This window comes from Kluyvera sichuanensis, assembly GCF_014218705.1.
Lineage (GTDB): Bacteria > Pseudomonadota > Gammaproteobacteria > Enterobacterales > Enterobacteriaceae > Kluyvera > Kluyvera sichuanensis.
Map to the genome: position 1 here is coordinate 63,864 of NZ_JABBJF010000001.1, position 25,190 is coordinate 89,053.

Sequence of the window (25,190 nt, forward strand, 5' to 3'; positions counted from 1 at the left end):
AACTGAAAGTAAGGATTCGATGATGAAAAAATTAACTGCTCTGTTTGTTGCCTCTACGCTGGCTCTGGGCGCGGCTAACCTGGCTCACGCTGCGGACACCACCTCAACGACCACCACCGACGCGGCGCAGCCGAACGGTACGATGATGCATCATCACAAAGGCAAAATGGGCCCACGTCATGACATGATGTTCCAGGGGCTGAACCTGACCGATGCGCAGAAACAGCAAGTTCGCGACATCATGAAAGAGGGACGCCAGCACATGAAGCGTCCGCCGCAGGAAGAGATGCGCGAGATGCACAACCTGATTGCCAGCGACAGCTTCGACAAAGCGAAAGCTGAAGCGCAAATCAACAAGATGGAAGCACAGCATAAAGAGATGATGCTGTCTCGTCTGGAAACCCAAAACAAGATTTACAACATCTTAACGCCGGATCAGAAAAAGCAATTTAATGCCAATTTTGAGAAGCGTCTGACAGAACACAAAGCGCATGAAGGTAAAATGCCGCCTGCGCCTGCTGAATAATACCTTCAGCGCACGGTCTTAAGACCGCCGGAGTTGCCCATAAACGCCATCAGGCTATGGGCAGCTCCGGCGGTTTTTTATTGCCGGTAAATCAAAAGATTACTTTTTCCAGAAATCGTCGAATACGGTAATCGGCGTGCGACGTTTGTGCTCGGTCTTCAGATACCAGCCTTCGATAGTTTTGGCGATTTCCACCGGCAGCGTTTTGCCTTCCAGATAGTCATCAATATTGTCGTAGCTGACGCCAAGCGCGGCTTCATCCGGCAGAGAAGGTCGGTCGTCTTCAAGGTCGGCGGTTGGCGCTTTCTTATAAAGGTGCTCCGGGCAGCCAAGCTCGGCCAGTAGCAGTTTCCCCTGGCGTTTGTTGAGGCGGAAAATTGGGTTGATGTCGGTGCCGCCGTCGCCGTACTTGGTGAAGAAGCCGGTGATGGCCTCGGCCGCATGGTCGGTACCCACGACGACGCCGTGCGTCATGCCGGCGATGCTGTACTGGGCCTTCATACGTTCACGAGCTTTTTCATTACCGCGAACAAAGTCGCTCAGTTCAATACCGGCTTCACGCAGCGCTTGCTCGCTGGCCAGTACGGCACCTTTAATATTAACGATCAGCACGCGGTCGGGCTGGATAAAGGCAATTGCATCCTGACAGTCCTGCTCATCGGCCTGCACGCCGTAAGGCAGACGCACGGCGATAAACTGTAGCGCGCTGTCGCCGGTTTCGGCGCGCAGTTCGTTAATCGCCTGCTGGCACAGTTTGCCGGTAAGGGTAGAGTCCTGACCGCCGCTGATGCCAAGCACTAATGATTTGATAAACGGATAGGTTTTCAGATACGCCTTGAGAAAATCTACGCTGCGGCGAATCTCTTGTTGCGCGTTAATCTGTGGTTTTGCGCCGAGTGCCTGAATGATTTCTTGTTGTAATGCCATTTACCCCTCCGGAATGTGTGTGCCAGCCTGAAAATCGCGTGTCGTTGGCCCATCAGAACAAGGTGTTAAAACTACCTCTTTGACGCTGAAACGACAAGGATCACAATTTTGACTGCTGTATATTAGTCCGATTTACCGTGGGTTACGGTAATCAATGCGCCTTGTAATTTGATAAATAGCAATATTTATTCCAGGCTTAATGGACACCAACAAAAAAGGAGAGGGAAGATGAACAAGAATATAGCAGGGCTTCTGGGTGCAGCAGCGGTAATGACCATGCTGGCAGGCTGTACCGCCTACGACCGGACCGCCGATCAGTTCACGCAACCGGTGGTCAAAGATGTGAAAAAAGGGATGAGCCGCTCTCAGGTGCTGCAGATTGCCGGTAAGCCATCCACTGAAATTAAGATGATTCATGCTCGCGGAACCTGCCAGACCTACATTCTGGGTCAAAGAGATGGTAAAACGGAAACCTACTTTGTGGCGCTGGATGACACCGGCCACGTCATCAACTCTGGCTACCAGACCTGCTCCGAGTACGACACAGACCCTGCCGCCAAGAAGTGATCCTCGTGCATTGATAGGATTCGTACGAAAGCCCGACCCGTGTGTCGGGCTTTTTTATGAGAAATGATGCTTATTTCTTGTCGCGAATTATTTTGAGTAAAGTGTGAAGGTAGTCAAAACGAGAGGTCAATGAGAGACAATTTTTGGGTCTTGAGAATTATCCGTACACAAATTGTTGCCGTATACTCATCCCATAAACAGAAGATAACTCATCTGTTACATACGAGGGTAGTGGGCACATGGAACATCGCCCGGTGATGACAGATTTCACAAGTTGAGGAAGCGTGAATGGAAAAGAAACATATCTATCTATTTTGTTCTGCAGGCATGTCCACTTCATTACTGGTCTCCAAAATGCGAGCTCAGGCTGAGAAATACGAAGTGCCAGTTATTATTGAAGCATTCTCTGAAGCATTCGCTGCAGAAAAAGGCCCAGAAGCAGATGTGGTTCTGCTTGGCCCGCAAATCGGCTATATGCTGAACGATATTAAAAAGATTCTGCCAAACAAGCCGGTTGAAGTTATTGACTCAACGCTCTACGGCAAGGTCGATGGTTTAGGTGTGTTAAAAGCAGCTGTTGCTGCAATTAAGAAGTCAGCTGCGCAGTAATTTTATTTTTAATTTTCCCGTCAAAGAGTTATTTCATAATTAATCGCCGCAATATTGATTGCGGCCTTTTAAGGGTATTTTTCTATGAGTAAAGTGATCGATTCGCTTGAAAAGGTACTCCTTCCTTTTGCTGTTAAAATAGGAAAGCAGCCCCATATCAATGCCATTAAAAACGGTTTTATTAAATTAATGCCGCTGACCCTTGCGGGGGCCATGTTCGTCTTAATTAATAACGTTTTCCTGAGCTTTGGTGAGGGGTCATTCTTTTATTCAATGGGGGTCCGCCTGGATCCATCAACCATTGCGACCTTAGACAGCTTTAAAGCCATCGGCGGTAACGTTTATAACGGTACCTTAGGCATTATGTCGCTGATGGCACCTTTCTTTATCGGCTCTGCGTTAGCAGAAGAACGTAAAGTTGACCCAATGGCAGCGGGCCTGCTGGCGGTAGCGGCATTTATGACCGTCACCCCTTACAGCGTCGGCGATGCCTACGCCGTCGGTGCAAACTGGCTGGGTGGTCAAAACATTATTTCCGGTATGATCATCGGTCTGGTTGTGGCGGAACTGTTCACCTTCGTTATCCGTCGTAACTGGGTGATTACCCTGCCGTCGAGCGTGCCGTCTTCGGTTGCGCGCTCCTTCTCGGCGTTAATTCCGGGCTTCCTGATTCTGTCTATCTTCGGGATCATCTCCTGGATCCTGACCTCGTACGGCAGCAACTTCCACCAGATCATCATGGACTCCATCTCCAAGCCGCTGGCGGCGATGGGTGGCGTGGTAGGTTGGGCGTACGTCGTGTTCAACAGCCTGCTGTGGTTCTTCGGTGTACACGGTTCCCTGGCGCTGACGGCGCTGGATAACGGCATCATGACCCCATGGGCGCTGGAAAACATCGCGCTGTACAACCAGTACGGTTCCGTTGACGCCGCGATCGCCGCTGGCCAGCAGTTCCACTTCTGGGCGAAACCGATGCTCGACTCCTACATCCTGCTGGGTGGTTCCGGTGCGACGTTGGGTCTGATTATCGCTATCTTCATTGCATCCCGTCGCGCTGACCATCGTCAGGTGGCGAAACTGGCTCTGCCATCCGGTATCTTCCAGATTAACGAACCGATTCTGTTTGGTCTGCCGATCATCATGAACCCGGTGATGTTCATCCCGTTCGTACTGGTACAGCCAATTCTGGCAGCTATCACCCTGGCGGCCTACTCGATGGGCATCATCCCGCCGGTGACTAACCTGGCACCGTGGACCATGCCTACCGGCCTGGGGGCGTTCTTCAACAGTAACGGTAGCGTTGCCGCCCTGATTGTTGCGCTGTTCAACCTGGGTGTCTCAACGCTGGTCTACCTGCCATTCGTGATGATTTCGAACAAGGCGCAGGCCACCATTGAAGAAGAAGAAAGCGAAGAAGATATCGCTGCCTCTCTGAAATTCTAATGCCAATGCGGTATGGAGCGAGCCTCCATACCGCCCTCACAAAAGGGAATAGTTATGTTTGATCTGGATAATGTGGTTGCTGAGGACGTGCAGGAAAACGATCTCGAAGAAGTGGTGATGGGCCTGATTATCAACTCAGGGCAGGCACGCAGCCTGGCATACGCCGCGCTGAAACTGGCGAAGCAGGGTGATTTTGAAACCGCGAAAGCCACGATGGAGCAATCCCGCATTGCGCTGAGCGAAGCGCACCGCGTACAGACTCAGCTGATTGAGAGCGACGAAGGCGAAGGCAAAATGAAGGTCAGCCTGGTGCTGGTCCATGCGCAAGATCATCTTATGACGTCAATGTTAGCTCGCGAGCTGGTTGCTGAATTGATCGAACTTCACGAGAAGGTACAATAGGCTTTTCCCTATGAGGCAACCAAAGATGATCACCATGGAAATCAACACCGCCCGAGAACAACAGCTCTTTAACGGTAAAAATTTTCATGTCTTCATCTACAACAAAACGGAAAGTATCAGTGGGTTACACCAGCACGATTACTACGAGTTCACTATCGTACTGACCGGCCGCTATTATCAGGTGATAAACGGTAAACGGGTCATGCTGGAGCGAGGAGACTTTGTCTTCATCCCGATGGGGTCGCATCACCAAAGCTTTTATGAGTTCGGTGCTACGCGCATTCTCAACGTGGGGATCAGCAAAGATTTCTTCGATACGCACTATCAGTCGCTGATTCCGTTTGCGCTGGTTGCTTCGCAAGTCTATTCGATCAAAAGCACGTTTCTGAGTTACATCGAGTCGGTTATTGCCTCACTACACTTTCGCGAAACGGAATTCGACGAATTTATTGAACTGGTTTCCTTCTACGTGATTAATCGCTTACGCCATCACCGGGAAGAGCAGGCGCAGGATGTGACGCCGCCGTGGTTAAAAACCACCGTAGAAGCCATGCACGATAAATTAAAATTTGGTGAAGGCGCGCTGGAAAATATGGTCGCGTTATCCGGGAAAACCCAGGAATATTTAACCCGAGCCACCCAGCGCTATTATGGCAAAACGCCGATGCAGATTATTAATGACATCCGCATTAACTTTGCCAAGAAACAACTGGAAATAACCAACTACTCGGTAACCGATATTGCGTATGAGTCAGGTTACAGCAGTCCAAGTCTGTTTATTAAAACATTCAAGAAGCTGACCTCATTCACGCCAAGTAATTATCGGAAGAAACTGACAGTTATCAAATAACGCGCTACGACATTATTTCGTAGTTCTGAAACAAAGCATTTAGCTCACCGCATATTATGCGGCGGGTAAGCCACGTTTAGCTTGTGGATCTCGAGGGAGAAAAGTATGAGCCAGAAATTGAAAGTCGTTACTATTGGTGGTGGTAGCAGCTATACGCCGGAATTACTGGAAGGTTTTCTTAAACGCTATCATGAGCTGCCGGTAACGGAACTGTGGCTGGTTGACGTCGAAGGCGGCCAGGAGAAGCTGGATATTATCCACGCACTGTGCGAGCGCATGGTGGAAAAAGCCGGCGTGCCGATGAAAGTCTATAAGACGCTGAACCGCCGTGAAGCGCTGAAAGACGCCAACTTTGTCACCACCCAGCTGCGCGTAGGCCAGCTGAAAGCCCGTGAAAAAGACGAACGTATTCCGCTGAGCCACGGTTACCTGGGCCAGGAAACTAACGGCGCGGGCGGCCTGTTTAAAGGTCTGCGCACCATTCCGGTCATTTTCGACATTATTAAAGATGTTCAGGAAGTCTGCCCGGACGCGTGGGTTATCAACTTCACTAACCCGGCCGGGATGGTGACAGAAGCGGTTTATCGCCACACTGACTTCAAACGCTTTATCGGCGTGTGCAACATTCCAATCGGCATGAAGATGTTCTTCACCGACGTGCTGCGCCTGACCGAGAAAGACGACCTCTCCATCGACCTGTTCGGCCTGAACCATATGGTGTTCGTGCGTGATGTGCTGGTCAACGGCGAGTCTCGCTTTGCTGAACTGCTGGACGGCGTTGCCTCCGGTACGCTGTCGGCGAATACCGTGAAAAACATCTTCGATATGCCGTTCAGCGAAGGGCTGCTGCGCTCCCTGAACCTGCTGCCATGCTCTTATCTGCTGTACTACTTCAAGCAAAAAGAGATGCTGGCCATCGAAATGGGCGAATACTACAAAGGCGGCGCGCGCGCCCAGGTGGTACAGAAAGTCGAGAAACAACTCTTCGAACTGTACAAAAACCCGGATCTGAACGTGAAGCCAAAAGAGCTGGAACTGCGCGGCGGGGCGTATTACTCCGATGCGGCGTGCGAAGTGATCAACGCTATCTACAACGATAAGCAAACTGAACACTACGTCAATATTCCACACCACGGCCACATTGATAACATCCCGGCAGACTGGTCTATTGAAGTGACCTCTATTTTGGGCCGTGATGGTGCAAAACCGCACCCACGCGTGACCCATTTTGATGAAAAAGTGTTGGGCCTTATCCACACCATCAAAGGTTTCGAAGTAGCAGCCAGCCAGGCGGCACTGAGCGGCGAGTTTAACGACGTGCTGCTGGCGCTGAACTTAAGCCCGCTCATCCACTCTGATAAAGATGCAGAGGTGCTGGCACGCGAATTGATTCTGGCCCATGAAGAATGGCTGCCAAACTTTGCTGCTACCGTGGAGAAACTGAAACAGTGACAGGAGGCATGATGGAACGTCTGTTAATCGTCAATGCCGACGATTTCGGTCTGAGCAAAGGCCAGAACTACGGCATCCTTGATGCCTGCAAGCATGGCCTCGTCACGTCGACAACCGCGCTGGTGAACGGCGCGGCTATCGACCACGCGGCACGCATCAGCCGCCGCACGCCGGAACTCGCCGTGGGCATGCACTTTGTGCTGACCCTGGGCGAACCGCTGTCATCCATGCCGGGGCTGACCCGCGAGGGTAAACTCGGTAAGTGGATCTGGCAGATGGCGGAAGAGGGCTCGCTGCCGATGGATGAAATTGCCCATGAGCTGGAGTGTCAGTACCGTCGCTTTATCGACCTGTTCGATGCCGAACCGACGCATTTTGACAGTCATCACCATGTGCATATGATCCCGCAAATTTTCCCTCTGGTGGCCGAATTTGCGAAATCGAAAGGCATTGCGCTGCGTATTGACCGCACCATTCCATATCCCTTTGAGATCCCGGAAGGGATACGAAGCACCGCGGCATTCAGCAGCGAGTTCTACGGCGACGCCGTGACCGAAGCGCTGTTCCTGCAGGTACTGGATGCCTCTATGGCGCGCCAGGAGCAGTCTCTGGAAGTGATGTGCCATCCGGCGTTTGTTGACCGGACGATTATGGGCAGCGCGTATTGCTACCCGCGTCTGGATGAGCTGGATGTGCTGACCTCTGAATCGCTGAAGTACGCGATTGCTGAACGAGGTTATCGTCTCGGAACCTACCGCGACGTGTAAGACGTGTCTTGTGTTACCCCCTCAACCCTTGCCCGGCAGCGTTCCTGCCGGGCTTTTTTGTGTATGACGCGCCCGGGCGATTCCTGCTATCATAAGACTTTCCTGCTTTTGCCATTAATGATTGTGAATTTAACTGCTTATGAAACCGCTTCGCCAACAAAAACGGCAGATTATCAGCTATGTACCGCGTACCGAACCCGCTCCGCCCGACCACGCCGTTAAAGTCGAAGGCTTTCGCGACGTCTGGCTTTTGCGCGGCAAGTACGTGGCGTTTGTGCTGATGGGCAGCGCGTTTTGTCGCTCGCAGGCGTTCTCTATTCCTGAGTCGGCCCAGCGTTGGGCAGTGCAGATGCGGCAGGAAGGCGATATCGACGCGTAACGGCGTGATACAGATATAAAAAAACCGCGGGTGAAAACCAGCGGTTTTTTTGTTGCCCGGCGAAACGATGTGACGGCGGAGCAATCCCGGAGTCGGCGTTCCGCCTCGTCCGGGCTACAGGCTAGCGGTGAGCTAACTCGGCGTCTTCTTCACTATTCAGCACGTCTTTGTCGGTCTGGCGCAGCCACTGGCTGGTCAGGGTACCGGCAGTCATGGAACCGCTCACGTTCAATGCGGTACGGCCCATGTCAATCAGCGGCTCAACGGAAATCAGCAGCGCAACCAGCGTCACCGGCAGGCCCATCGCTGGCAGCACGATAAGCGCCGCGAAGGTAGCACCACCACCCACGCCTGCGACACCGGCGGAGCTGACGGTTACGATGCCGACGAGCGTAGCAATCCAGACTGGATCCAGCGGGTTAATGCCTACGGTTGGCGCAACCATCACCGCCAGCATTGCCGGGTAGAGGCCAGCACAACCGTTCTGACCAATGGTGGCACCAAAGGAAGCAGAAAAACTCGCGATAGACTCCGGCACGCCCAGACGACGGGTCTGTGCTTCCACGTTCAGTGGAATAGAAGCGGCGCTGGAACGGCTGGTGAAGGCGAAGGTCAGCACTGGCCAGACTTTACGGAAGTATTTCAGCGGGCTAACGCCGTTGGCACCCAGCAGAAGGCCGTGTACCACGAACATAATCAACAGGCCGAGGTAAGAGGCGATAACAAAGCTGCCCAGCTTGATGATGTCCTGCAGGTTAGAACCGGCAACCACTTTGGTCATCAGCGCCAGCACGCCGTATGGCGTGAGCTGCATGACGAGGCGAACCAGCTTCATCACCCAGCCCTGCAGGGTATCGATAGCGGTCAGAACGCGCTTGCCTTTCGGCTCGTCATCTTTCAGCAGCTTCAGCGCGGCTACGCCGAGGAAGGCGGAGAAGATAACGATGCTGATGATGGAGGTTGGGTTAGCGCCTGTCAGATCGGCAAACGGGTTTTTCGGCACGAAGGAGAGCAGCAGCTGCGGTACGGTCAGGTCAGCAAGCTTACCGACGTAGTTGCTCTGAATGGCGTTCAGACGCGCGGTTTCCGCAGAACCTTGTACCAGACCTTCAGCGGTGAGGCCGAACAGGTTGGTGACCAGCACGCCGACCAGCGCCGCAATCAGCGTGGTGAACAGCAGCGTACCAATGGTCAGGAAACTGATTTTACCGAGCTGAGAGGCGTTATGCAGACGGGCAACGGCGCTCAGAATCGAGGCGAAGACCAGTGGCATAACAATCATCTGCAGCAGCTGTACATAGCCGTTGCCGACAATGTTGAACCACTGGATGGAATCTTTCAGCACCGGATTATCGGAACCGTAGATCAGCTGTAAGGCGAGGCCGAAGACCACACCAATGACCAGGCCAACCAGCACTTTTTTAGCCAGACTCCACTGCTTATGGCGAGTCTGCGCCAGAGCAAACAGCAGTACCACGAACACGATAATGTTCGCTATTAATGGAAAATTCATCCCCGTTCTCCTGAAGTATTATCCACGGCGTTCAGCGGCAATAGAGAAAGCCGCGACGCGTGTTTTTTTAGATCAAATCCGTAAAGATTTGTCTGGATGTGAGAAGGTTAACAGAAGTGCATTAGTCCGCTTATATCCAAATGGAATGGATTATGCCAAAAGTGTGATTTCCGCTGGATTATTGTTCAACGTGGCGACCAATAAAGCGATTGAAGTCCGTCTGCAGCATATTGATCATCGACGATGACCAGCGCACCGCGCCGTTGTCCGGCAGCGACTGGGGCATAAAGACGGCGTAGGCGAACAGCGCCATGCACAGCACGCGCTCCAGTTGGTTGCCTTTGCGCGGCGCGAGAATCGGCAAACGAAAACGCCAGCGGCATGGCCAGAGCAGCGGCACGCCCGCAGGGGTAAGCATATCGGCAAGAATATGGCTGAGATAGCCCAGCACCATGCCCTGAACCGCATCGGCCGGAACAATCCAGCTGTCGGGCACTTTCAGATAGAACAGCGTCAGCGCCCCAAAGACGGCGAGCAGGCTGTGGGTGAAACCGCGGTGGCCGCAGAGTCGCGCGATGGGTTTTGAGAGCCAGCTAAGCCGCTGCCCGAGCAGCGAGCGCGGGTGATCGATATCCGGGAGCAGACAGGTCAATATCGCCGACGGCACAATATGCCACCAGTCCCCCTGAGCGAGAACTGGCGTGAGCTCGGCATTTTTAGCAAACACCGCGCAGGCGATGGAAAAGAGCAGATGACCTTCCGCCGTCATGATAAAACCCGTTATTCTGTAAATTCATACAGTATAGGGTTTTTATACAGTAGGCGGAAGAGGTTACAGTGTAACTCTTTGTCAAAAATTAGCGCGCCAGCCAGCCACCGTCGACGGCAATGGTGTAGCCATTGATGTAATCAGAGGCGGATGAGGCGAGGAAGACCACCGGGCCTTTCAGATCGTCCGGCGAACCCCAGCGTCCCGCCGGGATGCGGTCGAGGATTTCTTTGCTGCGTTCGGCGTCTTCGCGCAGCTGCTGGGTATTGTTGGTCGCCATATACCCAGGCGCAATGGCGTTAACGTTAATCTGGTGCTGCGCCCATTCGTTAGCCAACAGGCGAGTAATGCCGAGCACGCCGCTTTTTGAGGCGGTGTAGGATGGCACACGAATGCCGCCCTGGAAAGAGAGCATCGAGGCAATATTAATAATTTTTCCGCCATCGCCCTGTTTCAGAAACTGCTTCGCAACGGCCTGGGAAAGGAAGAATACCGATTTGATATTGAGATTCATCACCTCATCCCAGTCCTTTTCGCTAAAGGAGAGGGCATCTTCCCGGCGAATGGTTCCAGCGTTGTTGACCAGAATATCGATACGCCCGGCAGCAGCGATGGCGGCAGGCACAATATTGGCGATGCTTTCAGGCTGGCTGAGATCGGCCTGAATGCTGTAGAGGCGTCGGCCCAGCGCTGCGACTTTTTCCGCAGTCTCCTGCGGTATTCGGCGACTAACGCTGACAATATCGCACCCGGCTTCCGCCAGTCCCAGCGCCATGCCCTGGCCCAAACCTTTATCGCACCCGGTCACGAGCGCCACTTTACCTTGCAGATTAAAAGCGTGAAGAATCATGTCGACCCCTGTATGCGGTTTTTATCGTTATGAGATGACCTACAGGGCTAAAGCATAGAAGGGTAGAATCGAATATTCAAATAAAAATAAAACAGCGTTTCATTTTTTTATGATGAAGGTATCATTTGCGGGCATAATGAATGCCCGCAAATGATTATCCGAGCAGATTTTCGCGGGTCAGAAATTCCAGCGTCGGTAGCTTGACGTCCGCCAGGCTGAAACGCGGATCGAGCTGGCTTTCAGCAGCGGGCACGACGATAGAGCGCATACGCGCCGCTTTGCTGGCAATCATACCGTTGACAGAATCTTCCAGCGCCACGCACTGCAGTGGGCTAACGCCGAGTTCGGCCGCGCAGTTGAGGTAAACCAGCGGGTGCGGTTTGCTGTAATCGAGTTTGTCGGCGGAGGCCAGCGCGTCAAACTGATGGCGCAGGTCGAACATGGTCAGTACTTTTTCCAGCATATACAGCGGGGAAGCCGACGCGAGGCCCACTTTCAGCCCTTGTGCTTTGCACAGCGCGACGGCTTCGCGGACGCCCGGCAGGAGCGGACGCTTTTCTTCCACCAGTGAAATGACGCGCGAAATAATACGCTCTACGACGGTGGCGCAGTCTGGCCCCGTCCACGGTTGTTGCCCAAACCAGAGATCCACCACCAGATCGATGCGCAGACCGCGGGTGTCTGGAAGCTCATGACGGCGGGTGAAATCCACGCCCAGTGCGCCGAGAATTTCGTGTTCGCTCTGTTCCCACAACGGTTCTGAATCAATCAACAAGCCATCCATATCGAAAATCGCGGCACGTATTTGACGCTCGGTGGACATAACTTCCTCTCCTTTAGGGTAACAAGTTCAGCAATGGTATATCATATCGCGCGTAAAGTCGGGCGAAAGTCACCTTCTACGGATAGACTCAATAAGCACGTAGCCCGAGAACAGGCGTCTTAACAAGGGGAACCCATGACGTATCAACAAGCTGGACGCATTGCCATCCTGAAGCGGATTGCCGGGTGGGTTATCTTTATACCCGCGGTGATCTCAACGCTGATTTCTGTACTCAAATTTATGTACGAGCACAGCGCGAAACAACCGGGAATCGATGCCGTCATGATGGATTTCGTGCATGTGATGGTCGAAATGATGCGTTTCAATACGCCATTCTTAAATATCTTCTGGTACAACTCGCCACAGCCGGATTTTCATAACGGGCTGAACATCATGTTCTGGGTTATCTATGCGCTGATTTTTGTCGCGCTGGCGCTGCAGGACTCCGGCGCGCGGATGTCGCGTCAGGCGAAGTTTTTACGTGAAGGGGTGAACGATCAGCTGATTCTGGAGAAGGCGAAAGGGGCGGAAGGGCTAAGCCGCGAAGCGCTGGAAGCACGAGTCGAAGTACCGCGCCACACGATTCTGGTACAGTTTTTCCCACTCTATATTTTGCCGATTATCATCATTGTGATTGGCTACTTTGTTTTGAAGGTGCTGGGTTTTCTTTAACGCGCGCCCTCTGGCCTACAAACAACAAGCCCGGCGATTGCCGGGCTTGTTGTTTTATGCCGCTGGAATAGCGCGCGGTTTACCTTGAGGGTCAACCGCGACGTAGATAAACAGCGCCTCGGTGGCCTTGTAACGTTGGCCAATTGGCTCCGACGATACCTTTTTCACCCACACTTCAATATTGATAGTGACCGACGTGTTGCCACGCTTCACGCAGCGTGCGTAGCAGCACACCACATCACCAACCGCAACCGGGCGCAGGAAGGTCATACCATCGACCCGAACGGTGACCACGCGACCGTGAGCCACTTCCTTCGCCATAATGGCGCCGCCAATATCCATTTGCGACATTAACCAACCGCCGAAAATATCACCGTTGGCATTGGTATCCGCAGGCATCGCTAACGTGCGTAATACCAGCTCACCCTGAGGCGCGTCATGTTGTTGTGTCATGGTTCTTCTCTGTACTTACTTATGATCGTCTTGCGGCATATGGCGATAGATGTACACGCCGCTCAGCACGGTGAACACCAGCGTCAGGGCAGTTAAGCCAAACACCTTAAAGTTTACCCAAATTTCCTGTGGTAACCAGAAAGCGATATAGATATTGGCCAGGCCGCAGAGGATAAAGAACACCGCCCAGGCCAGATTCAGCCGTGACCACACGGTTTCTGGCAGGGTGAGCTCTTTGCCCAGCATGCGCTGGATCAGCGGCTTTTTCATCACCCATTGGCTCACCAGCAGCGCGCCAGCAAAGAGGGCATAAATCACCGTCACCTTCCATTTAATAAACTCATCGTTATGGAAGAAAATAGTCAGACCGCCAAACACCGCCACCAGAATAAAGGTGATCAGCGCCATTTTTTCAACTTTGCGATAGCGCACCCAGCTATAAATCAGCACCACGGCGGTGGCCACGATCAGGGCGCTGGTGGCCGCATAGATGTCATAAATCTTGTAAAAGGCGAAGAAAACAACCAGCGGTAAGAAATCCAGAAACTGCTTCATACTTCGATTCCGTAGTTCAGCGCTGCCCACCGATGGGCAGCATCAGTTTATTGACGAATAAGCATATACACGCGGAATAAATAGATCAGCAACAGCGCGGAAACAAGGTTGCTAAGGGTATTTACCACCACGGCGCCGAGGTAAGGCGTCAGCACGGCGAAGCTGGAGGCCATCAGCAGCAGCAGCGTTTTTGCCAGCATCCAACCGATAACCGCCGGTGCGATAAGACGGATATTCGCCCAGCCCAGACGCGTACTGACGCGAACGGCAGAGAACACGCCAAGCTTATCCTGCACCATGATGATTGGCGCAAAGGCCAGCACGATAGCCAGCAGTATGCCGGGCACGATAATCAGCATCATACCCATCTGGATCAGGAAGGTACTGATAAAGATAAGTACAAACAGCTTCGGCAGCACGGGCGCGCTTGCGCCAATAGCACGCAGGGCGCTGACGCGATGCCCTGCGGAGATAAGCTGGATAAGCAGCAAAATTCCGCCTGCGAGAACCGCGTTACCGATGAGCCCTGAAAAAGTTGAAGCCGCAGAGGAACGCAGCAGAACTTGCTGCTGCTCCGGCGTCATGTTCTGTACCAGATCGAACAGACCGGTGCTGCCCGCCAGGTTATCCCCAACGGTCAGCGTCGCCAGCTGATCGTCGCTAGGTGAGAAGGCATGACCGAGCACTACGGTGATAAATGAACAGAGCAAAGCAATCAGTAAGATGGTGACAAACTGATTACGGAAAAAATTACCCGTGTCACGGTATACAGACTGCGCCGTGATAGACATGCACTCTCCTTGAGTATGGCAGGTGTTGATTAGCCGGCAATTGTACCGCAAATCGTGTAGCCGTAGCACGTCCCGCGAGAGCCGGGCTAAGTATATCTTTGTAAAGAGAAACTCACGACAAGGGAGCACGGTGAGCGTGTGCCGGTTTACGCAGTACATTGTTCCAGCGTTCTTATCATTCAATGGTTGCTGTAAAAACCATGATATGGCCGTTTTTCCTGGGAAAATCATAGAATTGATATGGGTGCAAATGACGTATTTGCAGAAAATGGCAAAAATTAATCTGGATCAATAAATGTTAAATCTAATGATTTAGTGTGATCTATGTAGGATCAAAGGTAACTCGTTATGGGTATATTTGCCGCGCTTGAAAAACCATAATGAGGAAGTGGATATGAAAAAGTTAGCGGCGGTTGCATTAATGTTGAGTACCTTTTCCGGCGGCGTCTGGGCGCACGAAGCAGGTGAGTTTTTCATCCGCGCAGGTTCGGCGACCGTCAGGCCAACGGAAGGGTCTGATAACGTATTGGGCAGCCTCGGCAGCTTTAACGTTAGCAACAATACGCAGCTCGGCTTGACCTTTACCTACATGGCCACGGACAACATCGGTATTGAGCTGCTGGCCGCTACACCGTTCCGTCATAAGGTGGGAACCGGGCCGACGGGGAATATCGCCACCGTACACCAGTTGCCACCGACGCTGATGGCGCAGTGGTACTTTGGCGACGCGCAGAGCAAGTTGCGCCCGTATATCGGCGCGGGTATCAACTACACCACCTTCTTTGATAACGATTTTAACGATACCGGTAAAAAAGCCGGGCTTTCTGACCTGAGCGTCGACGACTCCTGGGGAGCGGCAGGGCAGGTTGGGCTGGATTATCTGATTAACCGCGACTGGCTGCTGAACATGTCGGTCTGGTATATGGATATTGATACTAACGTTAAATTTAAAGCGGGCGGGGCCAACCAGAGCGTGAGTACGCGTCTTGACCCGTGGGTATTTATGTTCTCGGCGGGCTACCGGTTCTAACTGTCTTGACAACGCTGGTCATTCTATGGTCAGCGTCTACTCTTGCCAGGAATGTTCCGCATTTAAAGTATACATTCCTTTTTCTTAGTCACCGTAAATAAAAGCTCTTACTATTGATAACGCACTATTTTATCAATGAAGTCAGCATTAACGGTGGGTGCGAAAAAGAGAACAGGAATGGCAAACAAATACCTCAATTACAACACGCGAACGGAAGCACTTCGGCAGTTAAAAGCACCGGGGGATAGTATTCTGATAGTGCCCTATAACGATGGCGGTTTTCAGCGGGAGTCGACCAGTTTAAAAGCCGCTGCCATTAAACAGAGTATGAAGATTGAGTTGAAATCTGTGCTGTTGGTGGTAGAGGGGGAATTGCCACAGCGTTTTTTACGCGTGACCAAAGTAGCGTAATCGGTGATGTGCTACTGATGGTAATAATAAGGCTCCCTTAGGAGCCTTATTATTATTTAACGATTTGAGCATTCAACACGACGCCTTTTTCTTCCACAATTCGCAGCAGGTGGCCTGCTTTTCCCCAGTCGCCGTTAGACTGCTGGCGCCAGCCTTTTTCTACCAGAAACTCTTCAGCGGCGATGCCTTTCATACCCAGAATGGTTTCTGCCTCGCCTACGATCTGACCATACTTCTTATTCGCAGCAGTTGCTGGTTTAGGCGTCGTTTTGGCAAGCGGTTTGCCTGCATTGGCGGCGTTTTGCGCCTTGGTTTTGTTGATGTCGCAGGTGACGCCTTCCGTCATCTGCGTGCAGCCGGAACGGATGAGCTGCTCGCGGTATTTGGCATTAATCGCGTAAGCCGGAGCAGAGGCCATGACGGTGAAGACCAGCGCGGAAAGCATGAATTTTTTCATTAAGGATGATGCCTGTGTTGTGTGTTTCATTATATCCATTGCCGTTCTTATACACTAAAAACTGAAGGGTATTCTGCCAATCAGTCGGTCGTAAAATAACAGCGACAACCGTATTTCATTGGTGGCTACTTCTTTTCATCGCTATAGCGGCGAGCATTATCGTACAGGTTGATGCACATCGTATGACCTCACAAAAAATCCCCCCCATCACCAGGGGGGTTGTCTACCACAGACTAAAAATGAATGATGAACAGCTTAAAAACGTTTGAGGCACATAGTGCAACAGCGCGACTAAGGCGACGATTAGGGAGTGAACTAGCGCCTTCATCGGCATAGCCACCAGGCCCTGAGAAAGCGTCAGAGTCAGATTTAATGTCGTTAGCGATACGGTAATCACCGCCATCGTCAATGCGAACGTAATGCCCATAATCCAACCTAGCGAACAGCAAGCGCGTAGTAATACCATTTTGAAAATCCTCTACATCAAACACGCTACTGTGCTTTAGTCAGTTGTGGCGAAAATAAAAATATCGTAAACAATACCGTTTAACCGTCGAGGTTCAATTATGTCGCTAATAAACGACATATTCCGCACACGGATAACCCGTAAAAACATCAGCGTGTTTTTATATTCTCACTTAAAAGTGATTACATTGGCCTGTCGTCAGTCGATATAAATAAAAACGCGTATTTACTCGGTTATCTCCGGATTGTTTTCCCGATACAGCACGAGCGCTTCGGTAATAATCTGCTGCTTACTTTTTCGCGTTTGGCTTGCCACATCACGAACGTATTCACAAAGCTCGTCTGCGACACGCGCACTCAGCATTGTCAGCCCCGCATTCAGGCTTTCGCCACGACGTCGGCGCTGAGCAGGATAGGTTCTGGCGTGTTTCATGCAATTCTCCACGTCACCCGAGACATTATTTTTCTGCATGAAATATGAATGCGCGTAAATGACATGTCAACGTACGAATAATGGCTTAGATATTGTATTAAAAAAGTTAAGTGTGAAGAGGATTGTCTGACATGGGTTTCGAGTGAAGGGTTCGGCCGCGCGTAATGAAGTCTCAGTTATCTTTTGATGTTCGGTGTTACATTTTGAAGCAGGATTGAACGCAGGAAAAATGTGCGGTAGACCTTGTCAGGTTCTTGCACAGAAGAAAATTCAGTCTGGGCAACGCATTACGTTATGTTAAGGAGTAGGGGAATGCTCCCTAATTTTGTATGATTTATTCATCTTCGTAGTGTCGTTATTCATTATTTAATGTGAAATTATCGGCTCTGTATCCAGGTTACTAGTACGGAAATGGTCAATTTTCTCGCAACAGTTTTTTAATAAAAAGCGGAGGCATATCGCTTTATGGACATAAGAAAAATGATCGATATTTGATTAATATCAAAAATAGATAAGCGTCTGTAATACTTAAAACGATCGGACGATGCTAAAAAAATAGTTTTAGAATTAATCATTAGCGTGGAAAGCGATAGTGTCTATGGCGTGGGACCGACGTTTTTGATTCACGTTACAGTGCGCATGGCATTTCTGCAGATTTTCTACCATGCTCAAAGTATAAAGCTTATCGCGTCGCCGCTCTCACTTATAGCCAGGTAGCGTTAATGCGCAATGTCCTTATTCCCATCATCGCCGCGGCGCTTCTGCTGATTTCCGGTATTTTTATTCTCAATGCCCAGCTCTGGTATTCGCTGCGTTCTGAACGCCTGGCGGGGGCGCACTATGCGGCGCGGAATATTGCCACTATGTTGGATGAAGCGCAGGAGGCCAGCGGGGTAGCGGACGAGGTCATTGCCAAAGGTTGTGATGCCCAGGGGCAGTATCAGTTGGGCACTGAAGCGGCGCTACAGCCGCATCTTCGCACGCTGCTTATCTTTAACGATGGTCGGGTGTGGTGCTCCTCGTTGCCGGGTAATCATGTACTGCTACTGCATGTGGCGCAGATCCCAGAGAAATCGCTGCTGTTATTGTCAAAGGCGAACACGGTTGACGATCGTCCGGTGCTCCTGTTTCAGCGCCGTTATACCGGCAAACGGATCATCATCACCGTGAGTGACCGACACATTCGCGACGTACTCAATACGCCGCTTCGCGATGCAAATTATTCACTGGTGGTCGATAACCAGGTGATGGGCCTGTATGGCGATATCTATCCGCAGCCAGGGAATCTGCCCGGTCACAGCATGGTGAGCGCGGAACGTTATCCCTTTGGTATCCAGTACAACCTCCCCGTGCTGTTCAGCGCCGGGCGGTTGATTCATCAAGGGGGCGGGATCCTGATTTTCCTGCTGCTGCTTTCCGGGGTTGCCGCCTATGCGCTGTATAAATACCTCAATAAAAGCACGACGCCGGAAGAGACGCTGCGCAAAGCGATTGCTAAAGGAGAAATCGTGCCTTACTACCAGCCCATCGTAAACGGTCGGGAAGGGACGCTGCGCGGCGTGGAGGTGCTGGCCCGCTGGAAGCACCCCAAAGCGGGCTTTATCTCACCCTCAGTCTTTATTCCTGCGGCTGAAAAATCGGGCTTAATTGTGCCACTAACCCGCAGCCTGATGGCACAGGTAGTGGCGCATATGAATGCCATTGAGAGCAAACTACCGGAAGGTTTTCACATCGGGATTAATTTCAGCGCGTCGCACATTATAGACTCAGGTTTTGTGGCCGAGTGTCTGGCGTACAAGCAGAATTTTTCCCGTCAGGATCTGAATCTGGTGATTGAAGTCACGGAGCGGGAACCGCTGCATGTCGATGAGCATCTGATTCAGACGCTGAATATGCTGCACGAAAATGGCTTCGCTATTGCGCTGGATGATTTCGGCACCGGCTATTCCGGGCTCTCTTACCTGCACGACCTGCATATCGACTATATCAAAATCGATCAGAGCTTTGTTGGCCGGGTAAACGCCTATGAAGACTCGACGCTGATTCTGGATTCCGTGCTGGAACTGGCGCGTAAACTCTCAATCAGCATCGTTGCTGAAGGCGTCGAGACCCAGGCGCAACTCGATTACCTCAGCCGAAATAACATCACCTACCTGCAGGGATTCTATTTTTTCAAACCCGTATCCCTGCCTGAGCTAGTCAAAATTCTGCTGTCGAAGCCCAAGGTCAGGGTGGTTGTTGAATAGCCCGGACCGCTAGCGGCGTGATTCAGTGGCAATCTTGATAGCCAACCCCGTCAATACGCCACCCATCAGCCAGCGCTGAATCGTGCCAAACGAGGGGCGACGCACCAGAAACAGCGCAATGGTTCCGGCGGAGAGCGCCACCAGTGCGTTGATCGTCACGCTAATCACAATCTGCGTCATGCCCAGCATCAACGACTGCGTCAGCACGCTGCCGCTAGCGGGGTTGATAAACTGCGGCAGTAGCGAAAGGTAGACGATGGCAATTTTAGGGTTCAGCAGATTGGTCAGAAAACCCATCAGGAACAGCTTGCGCGGGCTGTGCTGGGGCAGTTCTTTAAGCTGAAACGGCGAACGTCCGCCAGGGCGCACCGACTGCCACGCCATCCACAGTAGATAGGCCACACCGGCAATGCGCAGTGCATCATAGGCATAGGGTACCGCCATCATTAGCGCGGTTAAGCCAAAGGCGGCGCTGACCATATAGAAGATAAAGCCCAGCGCTACGCCGCCGAGCGAGACCAACCCCGCAGTGCGCCCCTGTGAGATCGAACGTGAAATAAGGTAAATCATATTGGGGCCAGGGGTGAGCGCCATGCCCAGTGAGACGAGGGCGAACGCGAGAATGTTGTGGAACTCTGACATGGGTAACTCCAGCGAGGCGAGGAGTTTTTATACTACGACGTCTCATTCATACGGGCGAGACAATTGTTGGTAGGGAGCTGCTCCCGGCGGCGCGTCGCCTGTACGGGCTACTCAGACAAAAAAAAGCCCGCATCGAATGCGGGCAAAAATACTGGAAGCAATGTGAGCAATGTCGTACCGAATACCTGAGTGATTTGCTCAACTATTCGGTAATGAGAAAGATAATATTTCTCATTTAAGATATCAACCCTATCTTTTGTGTGAAACCGCTTTTTTTTATTCGAGTGTGAAAACCGTACGTTTCTGGCTGTCATCCAACGGCCAGGCGGTAGCAACGTTTTGCAACGCCACGGGCGTAGTCGCGATGGTAAAACCACCAGCGACTGCCGCATTCAGCATCTCGCCGGTCGCCTGCAACAGTTGCGCCATCGGCAGGCTACCAATCCCGCTACCCATTAACTGCAGCGGGGCAGAGCGCAGCACCGCGCCGTTAAGGGCAATATCGCTTCCCGCAAGCGACCCGACCTGTACGTAGCGAATCGGTGTGTTGCCTCGGCTATATTTCGCCAGCGCGGGCAGCAGCAGTTCCGCGCTGTGCCCCCAGAGATAATCGACGACGGCATCAATACCCTGGTTGGCCTGAACGGCGAATTCCGCGCTGAGGGTGGTGTCATCGCCGGTGAGCAGAATGGTGGTATCAGCGCTCAGCATCGCGAGCGCGCTGGCGTTACGCCCGGTGGCGATCACCTTTTTGGCGCCGAGATAGCGGGCAATTTGCACCGCTAGCTGCCCGGCGCTGCCGGTAGCGCCGTTTACCAGGACGGTTTCGCCAGCCTGGAAATGCGCGCGCTTCACCAGCGCCGCCCAGGCGGACATTCCCGGGTTGGCCATCGCAGCGGCGGTGACATCATCTAAGCCATCCGGCAGCACAAAGCAGTTCTGACGGGCGACAGGCGCGTACTGCGCCATGCTGCCCCACGGTGCGGTTGGGAAGGCAAAATAGACCCGCTCGCCGGTAGGGAGCGTGCCGGTGCCGTCGATACCGACAACAAACGGCAGCGTGCCGTCAAAGCTGTAGTGTTTACCGGAGGCGCGGCTTTTCACCACGTGGCTGATGGCGGCGGTGCGGACGCGAACCAGCGTCTGCTGCTCTCCTACCTGCGGTTCATCAAAATCGGCCCATACCGGGCCTTGGGCGAGGTCAAAGACCACGGCTGCTTTCATAAGTGTGTCTCCAAAAGGTATTTATGTGTAAAATGCACATATAAGATAACGGCACTATACTCGCCTGGAGAATATATGCAATATGCACATAATAATTATGACATCACGGAATTCCACGGCGCGCTGCTGGATATCATTGGCGTGATGAACCAGCCCGCCCGCGACGAGCAGTTGTTACAGGCGGCAGGCGTGCAACTGGAACAGCTGCTGTTTCCGCTGCTGGTGGCGATAGGCCGTCGTGGGCCGATAGGGGTAGTGGATTTAGCCGATAACCTCGGGCGGGATTACACCACCGTTAGCCGTCAGGTGAAGAAGCTTGAAGCGCAGGGGTTGGCACACAAGCAGCCGAACGCGCACGACAGGAGAATTAGCGAAGTGACGCTGAGCGAGCAGGGGCAGGCGATTTTTGCGCAGATTGCGCGTGCTCGACAGAAACTGATGAATCAGGTGCTGGCGAACTGGTCGCCGGAAGAGGTACAGGCGCTGTTTACGCTGACGCGCAAATACGCCGACAGCCTGCAACAGCAATAAGCCGCCTGACGAGCGTCAGGCGGCCTGAGGCATTACGCCGATTTGGTTGCCGCTTTCATGCTGGTGACAAAGCTTGAAAGCTCATCCAGCATCGCCTGCGGGTTCTCGACGTTACGCTCAATGATTTTGACAATCGCAGAGCCCGAGATAGCCCCGGCAGCGCCAGCGTCGATAGTCGCCGTCACCTGATCCGGCGCGGAGATACCAAAGCCCTGCAGCGGCGGAGCTGCGTTGTACTCAGCCAGTTTTTCCACCAGATGATGCAACGGCAGCGCGGCGCGGGTTTCGGTACCGGTTACCCCTGCGCGGGAGAGCAGGTAGGTATAACCCCGGCCATGCTCGGCAATCTGGCGCAGCAGCTCATCGTCGGCGTTTGGCGGGCAGATGAAGATAGGCGCGACGTTATGGCGCATCGCGGCCTGACGGAACGGCGCGGACTCTTCTACCGGCACGTCGGCAACCAGCACGGAATCGACGCCGACGCGAGCGCACTCGGCGTAGAACGCATCGATACCGCGGTTGAAGACCAGGTTGGCATACATCAGCAGGCCAATCGGAATCGTCGGGTGTTTGTGACGAATCGCTGCCAGCATCTCAAAGCACTGGGTCGGCGTGACGCCCGACGCAAAGGCGCGCAGGGTTGCGTTCTGAATAGTCGGGCCATCGGCCAGCGGGTCAGAGAACGGGATCCCCAGCTCCAGTGCGTCCGCACCGGCGGCAATCAGCGTGTCGATAATCCTCAGCGACTGCTCTGGGTTCGGGTCGCCCAGGGTGACGAAGGGAACAAACGCGCCTTCCTTGCGGGCCTTCAGTTGAGCAAACAGGTTGTCATAGCGTTCCATCAGATTTCCCCTCGCGCTTTCAGAATATCGTGTACGGTAAAGATGTCTTTGTCGCCGCGACCGGACAGGTTAACGACCAGCAGCTGCTCTTTTTCTGGGTTTTCGCGCATCATTTTCAGCGCGTGCGCCAGGGCGTGAGAAGACTCCAGCGCCGGGATGATCCCTTCGTGGCGGCTGAGTTCCTTGAAGGCGTCCAGCGCTTCGTTATCGGTAATCGACACGTACTCGGCCCGACCAATGCTGTTCAGGAAGGCGTGCTGTGGCCCAACGGACGGGAAGTCCAGACCGGCAGAGATAGAGTAAGACTCTTCAATCTGGCCTTCATCGGTCTGCATCATCGGCGATTTCATGCCGAAGTAGATGCCAACACGACCGTGCTTCAGCGGCGCGCCGTGTTCGCCGGTTTCGATACCGTGACCGGCTGGTTCAACGCCAATCAGGCCGACGCTGGTTTCGTCGATAAAGTCGGCGAACATCCCGATGGCGTTAGAACCGCCGCCGACACAGGCAATCACGGCATCCGGCAGGCGACCTTCTTTTTCGCGGATCTGCACTTTGGTCTCTTCGCCAATCATGCGCTGGAATTCACGCACGATGGTTGGGAACGGGTGCGGGCCTGCCGCGGTGCCGAGCATATAGTGCGCGGTTTCATAGCTGCCAGACCAGTCGCGCAGCGCTTCGTTACAAGCATCTTTCAGCGTAGCGGAGCCGCTGTGTACCGCGATAACCTCTGCACCCATCAGGCGCATACGGAAGACGTTCGGCGACTGACGTTCAATATCTTTCGCGCCCATATAGATGCGGCACTTCAGGCCGAGCAGGGCGCAGGCGAGTGCGGAAGCTACGCCGTGCTGACCGGCGCCGGTTTCGGCGATGATCTCAGTTTTGCCCATGCGTTTAGCCAGCAGCGCCTGGCCCAGCACCTGGTTGGTTTTGTGCGCGCCACCGTGCAGTAAATCTTCACGCTTAAGGTACAGCGTGGTTTTGGTGCCAGCGGTCAGGTTACGACACTTGGTCAGGGCCGTTGGACGACCGGCATAGTTTTTCAGCAGGTCAGTAAACTCTGCCTGAAACGCAGGGTCTTTCTGGGCGCTGACGAAAGCCTCTTCCAGCTGGCGCAGGGCGGGCATCAGAATCTGCGGAACGTACATCCCGCCAAATTCACCAAAATAGGGGTTCAGTAAAGTGCTCATTATTGCTCCTTAATATGCGCGCAGCGTTTGAAATGCCGAGGCCAGTTTGCTGGCATCTTTAATACCCGGCTGTGACTCTACGCCTGAATTGAAATCCAGCCCGACGCAGCCGCTTTTGGCCGCTTCTACGCAGTTATCTGCGCTTAAACCACCGGCCAGAATCACGTTGCCCAGATCCTGACCTTGTAACAGTGCCCAGTCGAAACGCTGCCCGGAACCGCCCTGACCGTTGTCGAACACGTATTTATCGACGTGGTTGAGGTCACGAGGTGGCAGCGTGTCGGCGACGCTCAGCGCTTTCCAGATTTGCACGCTGGCAGGCAGTTCGGCACGCAGGGCGTCGATATAAGCCTGGTCTTCGCTGCCGTGCAGTTGAACTGCTTTCAGCTGCAGTGTCGTTGCGCGTTCCACGACCTCGGCCGTTGGGGTATTACGGAACACGCCCACGTAGGCGAGCGGGGCGCCATTCATCACTTCACGCGCTTGCGCATCGTTTACCGCACGCGGCGAGGTTGGCACAAAAATCAGGCCGCCGTAGATAGCACCGGCTTCATAGGCCGCCTGCGCATCTTGTGGGCGGGTCAGCCCGCAGACTTTGTTTTCGCCCAGCAGCACGCGGCGGACGGCGGCGTTCAGGTCATCGTAGGCCATCATCGCCGAGCCAATCAGAAAGCCGTTGGCGTAGTGGCTCAGGTCACGCACCTGCGCGTTGGTATTGATGCCGGATTCACTGATCACCGTGACATCGTGGCCCAGACGCGGCGCCAGTTGGCGAGTGCGGTTCAAATCGATAGAGAGGTCGCGCAGGTCGCGGTTGTTGATACCCACGACCTTCGCCTTCAGCGCAATCGCGCGCTCCAGCTCTTCTTCGTTGCTGACTTCGGTCAGCACGCCCATGTTCAGGCTATGCGCGACTGCCGCCAGTTGACGATACTGCTCGTCGTCCAGCACGGAGAGCATCAGCAGGCAGGCGTCTGCCTGGTAGAAACGCGCCAGGTAGATCTGATAGGCATCGATAATAAAGTCTTTGCACAGAATCGGCTGCGGCGCGATGCCGCTGACGATAGGCAGGAAGTCAAAGCTGCCCTGGAAATACTTCTCATCGGTCAGTACGGAAATTGCCGAGGCGTAGTGCTTATAAACGTTAGCAATGCGCGCCGGGTCGAAATCATCGCGGATCACCCCTTTCGACGGAGAAGCTTTTTTGCACTCCAGAATAAAGGCGGTGCGGGTGCCGCGCAGCGCATCATAGAAGCTGCGCTGGCTTGGCTGTACGTCGTTCTGGAACGAGGCTAACGGTTGTTGCTGTTTACGGGCTTCTACCCAAATCGCTTTATCGGCAACGATTTTTGCTAATACGGTCTGCAT

At 53.2% G+C, this 25,190-nt stretch carries 28 protein-coding genes and 1 pseudogene; 14 read left to right on the forward strand and 15 right to left on the reverse strand.

The genetic code is table 11. The annotated features are described in order from the left end of the window. Positions 1 to 19: 19 nt before the first annotated feature. Complete coding sequence (spy, locus tag HII27_RS00300) at positions 20 to 526, forward strand: ATP-independent periplasmic protein-refolding chaperone Spy (protein WP_185665994.1); 507 nt, start codon at positions 20 to 22, stop codon at positions 524 to 526. Positions 527 to 625: 99 nt separating this feature from the next. Here the strand turns inward: spy and nadE are convergent, their stop codons facing one another. Further along, complete coding sequence (gene nadE / locus HII27_RS00305) at positions 626 to 1,453, reverse strand: ammonia-dependent NAD(+) synthetase (protein WP_185665995.1); 828 nt, start codon at positions 1,451 to 1,453, stop codon at positions 626 to 628. A 228-nt stretch (positions 1,454 to 1,681) separates the two neighbouring features. On the opposite strand from nadE, the gene osmE reads away from it, so the two are divergent. From osmE to cedA, 8 genes are all read left to right on the forward strand, one after another. Continuing rightward, on the forward strand, positions 1,682 to 2,020 hold the full coding sequence (gene osmE / locus HII27_RS00310) for an osmotically-inducible lipoprotein OsmE (RefSeq protein ID WP_185665996.1): 339 nt from the start codon (positions 1,682 to 1,684) through the stop codon (positions 2,018 to 2,020). 288 nt (positions 2,021 to 2,308) lie between these two features. Then, entirely contained in the window at positions 2,309 to 2,629 is a 321-nt protein-coding gene (locus HII27_RS00315; RefSeq protein WP_035897020.1) for a PTS sugar transporter subunit IIB, read from the forward strand. Between the two features lie 84 nt (positions 2,630 to 2,713). Beyond that, a complete protein-coding gene (gene chbC / locus HII27_RS00320; protein WP_185665997.1) occupies positions 2,714 to 4,072 on the forward strand; it encodes a PTS N,N'-diacetylchitobiose transporter subunit IIC in 1,359 nt (452 codons plus the stop codon). 54 nt (positions 4,073 to 4,126) lie between these two features. Continuing rightward, on the forward strand, positions 4,127 to 4,474 hold the full coding sequence (gene chbA, locus HII27_RS00325; RefSeq protein ID WP_035897022.1) for a PTS N,N'-diacetylchitobiose transporter subunit IIA: 348 nt from the start codon (positions 4,127 to 4,129) through the stop codon (positions 4,472 to 4,474). A gap of 25 nt (positions 4,475 to 4,499) precedes the next feature. Next, entirely contained in the window at positions 4,500 to 5,324 is an 825-nt protein-coding gene (gene chbR / locus HII27_RS00330) for a transcriptional regulator ChbR (RefSeq protein WP_185665998.1), read from the forward strand. A 105-nt stretch (positions 5,325 to 5,429) separates the two neighbouring features. Beyond that, a complete protein-coding gene (locus HII27_RS00335; protein WP_185665999.1) occupies positions 5,430 to 6,776 on the forward strand; it encodes a 6-phospho-beta-glucosidase in 1,347 nt (448 codons plus the stop codon). Between the two features lie 11 nt (positions 6,777 to 6,787). Beyond that, positions 6,788 to 7,543 carry a chitin disaccharide deacetylase gene (gene chbG, locus HII27_RS00340; RefSeq protein ID WP_185666000.1) on the forward strand — a complete coding sequence of 252 codons (756 nt, stop codon included), beginning with the start codon at positions 6,788 to 6,790 and terminating at the stop codon, positions 7,541 to 7,543. A gap of 139 nt (positions 7,544 to 7,682) precedes the next feature. Next, positions 7,683 to 7,922 (forward strand): cell division activator CedA, encoded by a 240-nt coding sequence (gene cedA / locus HII27_RS00345; RefSeq protein ID WP_185666001.1) that lies wholly within the window; start codon positions 7,683 to 7,685, stop codon positions 7,920 to 7,922. Positions 7,923 to 8,043: 121 nt separating this feature from the next. Here cedA and HII27_RS00350 read toward each other — a convergent pair whose 3' ends face one another. The 4 genes from HII27_RS00350 to hxpB all read right to left on the reverse strand — a co-directional run bounded on the left by HII27_RS00350 (position 8,044) and on the right by hxpB (position 11,877). Further along, positions 8,044 to 9,435 (reverse strand): L-cystine transporter, encoded by a 1,392-nt coding sequence (locus HII27_RS00350; RefSeq protein WP_185666002.1) that lies wholly within the window; start codon positions 9,433 to 9,435, stop codon positions 8,044 to 8,046. Between the two features lie 178 nt (positions 9,436 to 9,613). After that, complete coding sequence (locus HII27_RS00355) at positions 9,614 to 10,204, reverse strand: metal-dependent hydrolase (protein WP_185666003.1); 591 nt, start codon at positions 10,202 to 10,204, stop codon at positions 9,614 to 9,616. Between the two features lie 88 nt (positions 10,205 to 10,292). Then, complete coding sequence (gene kduD / locus HII27_RS00360; protein ID WP_185666004.1) at positions 10,293 to 11,054, reverse strand: 2-dehydro-3-deoxy-D-gluconate 5-dehydrogenase KduD; 762 nt, start codon at positions 11,052 to 11,054, stop codon at positions 10,293 to 10,295. Positions 11,055 to 11,208: 154 nt separating this feature from the next. Continuing rightward, on the reverse strand, positions 11,209 to 11,877 hold the full coding sequence (gene hxpB / locus HII27_RS00365; RefSeq protein WP_185666005.1) for a hexitol phosphatase HxpB: 669 nt from the start codon (positions 11,875 to 11,877) through the stop codon (positions 11,209 to 11,211). 135 nt (positions 11,878 to 12,012) lie between these two features. Between hxpB and HII27_RS00370 the strand changes: the two genes are divergently transcribed. Further along, positions 12,013 to 12,549, forward strand: a complete 537-nt coding sequence (locus HII27_RS00370) for a YniB family protein (protein ID WP_185666006.1) — start codon at positions 12,013 to 12,015, stop codon at positions 12,547 to 12,549. Between the two features lie 54 nt (positions 12,550 to 12,603). Here the strand turns inward: HII27_RS00370 and yciA are convergent, their stop codons facing one another. The 3 genes from yciA to HII27_RS00385 are packed head-to-tail and all read right to left on the reverse strand — an operon-like array spanning position 12,604 to position 14,348. After that, on the reverse strand, positions 12,604 to 13,002 hold the full coding sequence (gene yciA / locus HII27_RS00375; protein WP_185666007.1) for an acyl-CoA thioester hydrolase YciA: 399 nt from the start codon (positions 13,000 to 13,002) through the stop codon (positions 12,604 to 12,606). A 15-nt stretch (positions 13,003 to 13,017) separates the two neighbouring features. Beyond that, positions 13,018 to 13,557 (reverse strand): septation protein A, encoded by a 540-nt coding sequence (locus HII27_RS00380; protein WP_185666008.1) that lies wholly within the window; start codon positions 13,555 to 13,557, stop codon positions 13,018 to 13,020. Positions 13,558 to 13,604: 47 nt separating this feature from the next. Further along, positions 13,605 to 14,348 carry a YciC family protein gene (locus HII27_RS00385; RefSeq protein WP_185666009.1) on the reverse strand — a complete coding sequence of 248 codons (744 nt, stop codon included), beginning with the start codon at positions 14,346 to 14,348 and terminating at the stop codon, positions 13,605 to 13,607. A gap of 394 nt (positions 14,349 to 14,742) precedes the next feature. Here HII27_RS00385 and ompW point away from each other — a divergent pair, with 394 nt between their 5' ends. Together ompW and HII27_RS00395 are read left to right on the forward strand one after the other, a co-directional pair. Further along, entirely contained in the window at positions 14,743 to 15,378 is a 636-nt protein-coding gene (gene ompW / locus HII27_RS00390; RefSeq protein ID WP_185666010.1) for an outer membrane protein OmpW, read from the forward strand. A gap of 177 nt (positions 15,379 to 15,555) precedes the next feature. Next, positions 15,556 to 15,789 (forward strand): hypothetical protein, encoded by a 234-nt coding sequence (locus tag HII27_RS00395; protein ID WP_185666011.1) that lies wholly within the window; start codon positions 15,556 to 15,558, stop codon positions 15,787 to 15,789. 286 nt (positions 15,790 to 16,075) lie between these two features. Here the strand turns inward: HII27_RS00395 and HII27_RS27065 are convergent. Both HII27_RS27065 and HII27_RS00405 read right to left on the reverse strand, forming a co-directional pair. Further along, a pseudogene (locus tag HII27_RS27065) lies at positions 16,076 to 16,246 on the reverse strand (hypothetical protein); the annotation flags it as partial. 691 nt (positions 16,247 to 16,937) lie between these two features. Continuing rightward, on the reverse strand, positions 16,938 to 17,144 hold the full coding sequence (locus HII27_RS00405; protein WP_185666380.1) for a hypothetical protein: 207 nt from the start codon (positions 17,142 to 17,144) through the stop codon (positions 16,938 to 16,940). Between the two features lie 722 nt (positions 17,145 to 17,866). On the opposite strand from HII27_RS00405, the gene HII27_RS00410 reads away from it, so the two are divergent. Beyond that, entirely contained in the window at positions 17,867 to 19,390 is a 1,524-nt protein-coding gene (locus HII27_RS00410; RefSeq protein WP_185666012.1) for an EAL domain-containing protein, read from the forward strand. A gap of 9 nt (positions 19,391 to 19,399) precedes the next feature. Here HII27_RS00410 and HII27_RS00415 read toward each other — a convergent pair whose 3' ends face one another. Together HII27_RS00415 and HII27_RS00420 are read right to left on the reverse strand one after the other, a co-directional pair. Further along, positions 19,400 to 20,032, reverse strand: coding sequence for a LysE family translocator (locus HII27_RS00415; protein ID WP_185666013.1), 633 nt, complete (start codon positions 20,030 to 20,032; stop codon positions 19,400 to 19,402). A 276-nt stretch (positions 20,033 to 20,308) separates the two neighbouring features. Continuing rightward, entirely contained in the window at positions 20,309 to 21,256 is a 948-nt protein-coding gene (locus HII27_RS00420) for a quinone oxidoreductase family protein (protein WP_185666014.1), read from the reverse strand. Between the two features lie 75 nt (positions 21,257 to 21,331). Between HII27_RS00420 and HII27_RS00425 the strand changes: the two genes are divergently transcribed. Next, complete coding sequence (locus HII27_RS00425) at positions 21,332 to 21,787, forward strand: MarR family winged helix-turn-helix transcriptional regulator (RefSeq protein ID WP_185666015.1); 456 nt, start codon at positions 21,332 to 21,334, stop codon at positions 21,785 to 21,787. A 32-nt stretch (positions 21,788 to 21,819) separates the two neighbouring features. On the opposite strand, the gene trpA is transcribed toward HII27_RS00425, so the two are convergent. The 3 genes from trpA to trpCF are packed head-to-tail and all read right to left on the reverse strand — an operon-like array spanning position 21,820 to position 25,190. Then, positions 21,820 to 22,629, reverse strand: coding sequence for a tryptophan synthase subunit alpha (trpA, locus tag HII27_RS00430; RefSeq protein WP_185666016.1), 810 nt, complete (start codon positions 22,627 to 22,629; stop codon positions 21,820 to 21,822). Further along, positions 22,629 to 23,822, reverse strand: a complete 1,194-nt coding sequence (trpB, locus tag HII27_RS00435; RefSeq protein ID WP_185666017.1) for a tryptophan synthase subunit beta — start codon at positions 23,820 to 23,822, stop codon at positions 22,629 to 22,631. Before trpB ends, trpA begins: the two co-directional genes overlap by 1 nt. A 9-nt stretch (positions 23,823 to 23,831) precedes the next feature. Next, complete coding sequence (gene trpCF / locus HII27_RS00440; RefSeq protein ID WP_185666018.1) at positions 23,832 to 25,190, reverse strand: bifunctional indole-3-glycerol-phosphate synthase TrpC/phosphoribosylanthranilate isomerase TrpF; 1,359 nt, start codon at positions 25,188 to 25,190, stop codon at positions 23,832 to 23,834.